Here is a 5,455-nt window from a genome sequence, read left to right as displayed (position 1 = left end):
GGCCTATGCGGGCCGACAGCCAGATGGCGGCCGTGTCTATGCCGGCCAGATGATTGAGCGCATCGAAACCCGAATTGCCAGCGCCGACGACCAGCACTTTCTGGCCCGCATAGGCCTGTGCGTCACCGAAATCCGCCGAATGGATGATGCGCCCGACGAAATCCTTCATGCCTTTCCATTCGGGAATGAACGGCTGCCTGTCGCGGCCGGTGGCGACGACGACATTGCGGGCCAGCCGCAGGCCAGCGCTGGTCCGTACCGCCCAGTGATCGCCCTTGAAGGCAATCTCTTCGACAGCGACGCCAAACTGCACCGGCAGCCGGTTTTCCTCCCTGAAATCATTCATGTGGCGGATGACGACCGTCCGGTGCGGAAAGGCGGGGGTGCCGGGTGGATAGGGGAGACCAGGCAGCGAAGAAAGATCGCGGTGGGTGTTGAGATGCAATTGCTGGTGCCGCCGGTGCCATGGCTCAGCCAACCGGCTTTCCTTTTCCAGGATCGCCGTCGGCACGCCGGCGTTCATCAAGGCGTGCGCGACGGCCAGCCCGGCAGCACCGGCGCCGACGACGATTGCCGGCTCGACCTTGGCCGGCAGATCCACAACCGATCTGATTGTCGTATCAGTCATTCACTCGAATCCCGTTCGACGCCAGGCTGGCAGGACGCTGTAACCGTTTGATCCCGCGCAGGATCCCTGCAGCAAACCGCGGCCGAAATTTCGAGCGATGCGAATTAGCTCCGTACGCCGGGCCGCGGTTGCGCTCTATATGGCATATGCGCGATATCAACGGTAATCAGGTCGCGGCAATGTGATTGATTCGAGGCTCGGGGTGGCTGGCGGGTCTCGGTTATCCCCACGCGCATGCCCGAAATCGACTCCGATTTTCGAGTCATGCGCAGAATCAAAGTGTTACAGCACCTTGGCGCGTCCTGGACGGCCGGCGCTGTAGGCGGCACGCGGAATCTCGACCATGCCCTCCTTGCGGTTCTATTTCGACAAGATCCTTGAGGCCGCCGCGCCCGAGGTCGAGCGGCAGGCGCTGACCCATGTCGAACGCCTGGCACTGGTGCGCCGCTATGGCGACTTCTCGCTCGCCTATTCCACCGCCGTGCAAGGCAAGCTCTCCTATTTCGGCGACGCCGACGGCTACATCGCCTTCGGTACCAAGATGAAGCACCATTTCGCGCTCGGCGACCCGGTGGCGGCTCCGGCGCGTCGGGCCGATTACATCAAGCGCTTCGTCGAGACCGCCGGCAGCCCGTGGTTCGTGCAGGTCGGCGAGGACACCGCACGCGTGCTGGCCGGCCTTGGCTACAAGGTCAATCGCCTCGGCATCGACACCCGCCTCACCCTGCCCGAGCATGATTTTTCCGGGAAGCGCAACGAGACCGTGCGCTACTCCGAGCGCTGGCTGCTGAAGAAAGGCTTTTCGTTCGACGAGGACAAGCGCACGATTTTTCTGGATGAAATTGCCCGGCTTTCGGAAAACTGGCGCGGCGACCGCATCGTCAAGCGCTGGGAGATGGGCTTTCTCAACCGCAACTTTGCCGACCATCTCGGCACCGACATGCGCCGTTTCGTCCTGCACGGTCCCGACGGCGGACTGGTCGCTCTGCTCGACTTCGACCCGCTGTGCCGCAACGGAAAGGTCATCGGCTACACGACGGCCTTCAAGCGCAAGCATATCGACGCTTCGCCGCATGCCGAGGTCGGCCTGACCAAATTCGCCGTCGATCGTTTTCGCGAAGAGGGCATCTCGGTGGTCACGCTCGGCCTGTCGCCGATGCTCGATATCGGGCCAAGCGGCTTTGCCGAAAGCGATTTCTGGCGCAATGCCTTCCAGCGCGCCTACGATTCGCCCTGGGTCAATCGCCGCAGGTTCAACCTGCAGGGCCAGGCGGCCTTCAAGCGCCGCTTCCACGGTGTCGAGGAGCCGGTCTACATCGCTTTCCGCAAGGGGACGTATGTCGAGATGCTGGGGTTGCTGCGGCTGGTCAAGGCGATCTAGATGTATCGATATTCAGGTGAGGCCGGCCTGCAAATGGCGGCTTCCTGCGCTTCCGGTGCTCACGTACGAAAAGTACGCTCCGCTCCGGTTCTCGGAATCCGCCATTTTCGACTCGGCCTGACCTGAATCTCAACAGACCTGGCGGCGTTCTGCCGTCAATTCCTCAACCGATACCCTGTCCTGAAGATCCAGGCGACGATCGTTATACAGATCAGCAGGAAGACGACCGTCATGCCGAGGCTGACGCCGACCGAGACGTCGGACTTGCCGTAGAAGCTCCAGCGGAAACCGCTGATCAGATAGACGACCGGGTTGAACAGCGTGATCGTGCGCCAGACCTCGGGCAGCATGTTGATCGAATAGAAGCTGCCACCGAGGAAGGTCAGCGGCGTGATGATCAGCAGCGGAACCAGTTGCAGCTGCTCGAAACTCTTCGCCCAGATGCCGATGATGAAGCCGAACAGGCTGAAGGTCACCGCCGTCAGCACCAGGAAGGCGAGCATCCAGAACGGATGCAGGATGGTGAGCGGCACGAACAGCGAGGCGGTGGCCAGGATGATCAGGCCGAGGATGATCGACTTGGTCGCGGCACCGCCGACATAGGCGATGACGATCTCCAGATAGGAGACCGGCGCCGACAGAAGCTCGTAGATCGAGCCGACGAATTTCGGGAAATAGATGGCAAAGGAGGCGTTGGAGATCGACTGCGTCAACAGCGACAGCATGATCAGACCCGGCACGATGAAGGCGCCGTAGCTGATGCCGTCGATCTCGGTGATGCGCGAGCCGATGGCCGAGCCGAAGACGACGAAATACAGCGACGTCGAGATGACCGGCGAGACGATGCTCTGCAGCACGGTGCGGAAAGCACGTGCCATTTCCATCCGGTAGATCGCCCATACTGCGCGAAGGTTCATGGCTCCCTCCTCACCAGATTGACGAAGATCTCCTCGAGCGAAGAGTTTTGCGTGTCGATATCGCGGAACTGGATGCCGCCGGCCTCGAGATCGCGCATCAACGAGGCGACGCCGGGCCGCTCGGCCTGGTTGTCATAGGTGTAGGTCAGCTGCCCGCCATCGGGCGACAATTCCAGCGCATAGCGCGAGAGCGCCTCGGGAATGGCCGTCAGCGGATTGCGCAGTTCCAGCACCAGCCGCTTGCGGCCGAGCTTGCGCATCAGTTCGGCCTTGTTCTCGACCAGGATGATCTCGCCGCGGTTGATGACGCCGACGCGGTCGGCCATCGCTTCGGCTTCCTCGATATAGTGCGTGGTGAGGATGATGGTGACGCCGTCCTCGCGCAGCCGGCGCACCATCGCCCACATGTCCTGGCGCAGCTCGACGTCGACGCCGGCGGTCGGCTCGTCGAGGAACAGGATGCGCGGCTCATGCGACAGCGCCTTGGCGATCATCAGCCGGCGCTTCATGCCGCCCGACAGGGTGATCGCCTTGGCATCCTTCTTGTCCCACAGTGAGAGATCGCGCAGCACCTTCTCGACAAAGCCGTGGTTGGCCGGCTTGCCGAACAGGCCACGGCTGTAATTGACCGTCGCCCAGACGCTCTCGAAGGCATCGATGGTCAGTTCCTGCGGCACAAGCCCGATCAGACCGCGCGCGGCGCGATAATCCTTGTTGATGTCGTGGCCGTCGACGGTGACGGTGCCCGACGAGCGGTTGACGATGCCGCAGACGATCGAGATCAGCGTCGTCTTGCCGGCGCCATTGGGCCCAAGCAGCGCGAAGATTTCGCCGCGCTGAATGTCGAGATTGACTTCCTTGAGCGCGGTAAAACCGGTGGCGTAGGTCTTGGAGACCCCGGAAATGGACAGGATGGAAGGCATGGATGAAAACGGCTGCTTGAAGAGGTCCCCTGATATAGGCCGAATGTCGGTGCTTGCAACCGCAAGTCAATGCCCTGCTGACAGTTCTCGACAATCGTTGCCGGCCGGCCATTGCAGGTGCGGCGCACAGGCCCGGAGTTGCGCGGCATGCAACCGGCAAAATTGTCCTGTGGCGTTCAGCCTCGCGGCAGGACGCCGCTTTGACCTGAACTCGCTTCGGGCCTATTCTTCGCGAGTATTTGCAGCAGCCGGAGCCCATCATGGACCCGCTCATACTTTCGCGTATCCAGTTCGGCGCGAATATTTCATTCCACATTCTATTTCCGACGATCACCATTGCGCTGGGTTGGGTGCTGCTGTTCTTCAAGCTGCGCTACAACGCGACCAACGATTCCGCCTGGATGCGCGCCTATTTCACCTGGGTGAAGGTGTTCGCGCTGTCCTTTGCCATGGGCGTGGTTTCGGGCGTCACCATGAGCTTCCAGTTCGGCACCAACTGGCCGGGCTACATGGAAAAGGTCGGCAACATCGCCGGGCCGCTGCTGGCCTACGAGATTCTCACCGCCTTCTTCCTCGAAGCGGCCTTCCTCGGCATCATGCTGTTCGGCTTCCGCCGCGTTTCCAACCGCATCCACACACTGGCGACGGTGCTTGTCGCCGGCGGCACCACCGTCTCGGCGTTCTGGATCATCGCGCTCAATTCCTGGATGCAGACGCCGGCCGGCTTCGAGATGCGCGACGGCGTGGCGCATGCGGTCGACTGGTGGGCAATCATCTTCAACCCGTCGATGCCCTACAGGCTGACCCACATGCTGCTGGCGTCCGGGCTGACGGTGTCGTTCCTGGTCGCTGGCCTGTCGGCGCTGCGCTATCTCACCGGCGACCGTTCGGAATCGATGTGGAAGGCGCTGCGCACCGGCGTCTTCACGGCCGCGATCCTGATCCCGATTCAGATCTTCGCCGGGGACCAGCATGGGCTGAACACGCTGGAGCACCAGCCGCAGAAGATCGCCGCCATGGAGGCCAACTGGAACACCGGCCCCAATGTGCCGCTGGTGCTCTTCGCCCTGCCCGACGAGGCCGCGAAGGAAAACAAATTCGAGATCGCCATTCCCGACGGCGCCAGCCTGGTGCTGCGGCACTCGACCAGCGGTGTCGTGCCGGGACTGAACGATTATCCCGGCAACCATCCGCCGGTCTTTCCGGTGTTCTGGGGTTTCCGCGTGATGGTCGGCACAGGCATATCGATGCTGCTCGTCTCATGGTCGGCGGCCTTCTTCCTCAAGCGCCGGCACAGCCTGCCGAAGCCGCTCGCCATGCTGATGGTACCGATGGCGCTGTCGGGCTGGCTGGCGACGCTGGCCGGCTGGTACACCACCGAAATCGGCCGCCAGCCCTGGCTGGTGACGGGCGTGCTGAAAACGGCAGACGCGGTCGGCCCGGTGGCGGGCAGCCATGTCGCGCTGACGCTGGCGACCTACCTCGTTCTCTATGTGCTTTTGCTGATCGCCTATCTCGGCGTGCTGGTGCACCTGGCGCTGAAGGCGGCGAAGGACGGCGATTCATCGCCGCTGCCGGGCGTCATGAACGCCGCCATGTCACAGCC

The 5,455-nt window shown here is 62.5% G+C and carries 5 protein-coding genes; 2 read left to right on the top strand and 3 right to left on the bottom strand.

The genetic code is table 11. From position 1 onward, the window contains the following. The coding region (locus EN994_RS16175; protein ID WP_164745957.1) for an NAD(P)/FAD-dependent oxidoreductase at positions 1 to 628 on the bottom strand (628 nt) is incomplete at its 3' end. 343 nt (positions 629 to 971) lie between these two features. Here EN994_RS16175 and EN994_RS16170 point away from each other — a divergent pair. Then, the gene (locus EN994_RS16170) at positions 972 to 2,009 is read left to right on the top strand and encodes a phosphatidylglycerol lysyltransferase domain-containing protein (protein WP_063169630.1); all 1,038 of its coding nucleotides are present in this window, start codon (positions 972 to 974) and stop codon (positions 2,007 to 2,009) included. A 155-nt stretch (positions 2,010 to 2,164) separates the two neighbouring features. On the opposite strand, the gene EN994_RS16165 is transcribed toward EN994_RS16170, so the two are convergent. Next, positions 2,165 to 2,926, bottom strand: a complete 762-nt coding sequence (locus EN994_RS16165) for an ABC transporter permease (RefSeq protein WP_013528680.1) — start codon at positions 2,924 to 2,926, stop codon at positions 2,165 to 2,167. Then, a complete protein-coding gene (locus EN994_RS16160) occupies positions 2,923 to 3,849 on the bottom strand; it encodes an ABC transporter ATP-binding protein (RefSeq protein WP_024502216.1) in 927 nt (308 codons plus the stop codon). The genes EN994_RS16165 and EN994_RS16160 overlap by 4 nt, the downstream gene beginning before the upstream one ends. A 260-nt stretch (positions 3,850 to 4,109) precedes the next feature. Here EN994_RS16160 and EN994_RS16155 point away from each other — a divergent pair. Further along, the coding region (locus EN994_RS16155) for a cytochrome ubiquinol oxidase subunit I (protein ID WP_164745956.1) at positions 4,110 to 5,455 on the top strand (1,346 nt) is incomplete at its 3' end.

It is taken from the genome of Mesorhizobium sp. M7A.F.Ca.CA.002.09.1.1 (assembly GCF_003998555.1).
GTDB classification, from domain to species: domain Bacteria; phylum Pseudomonadota; class Alphaproteobacteria; order Rhizobiales; family Rhizobiaceae; genus Mesorhizobium; species Mesorhizobium ciceri.
This window is presented reverse-complemented; position numbering and strand designations above follow the sequence as displayed.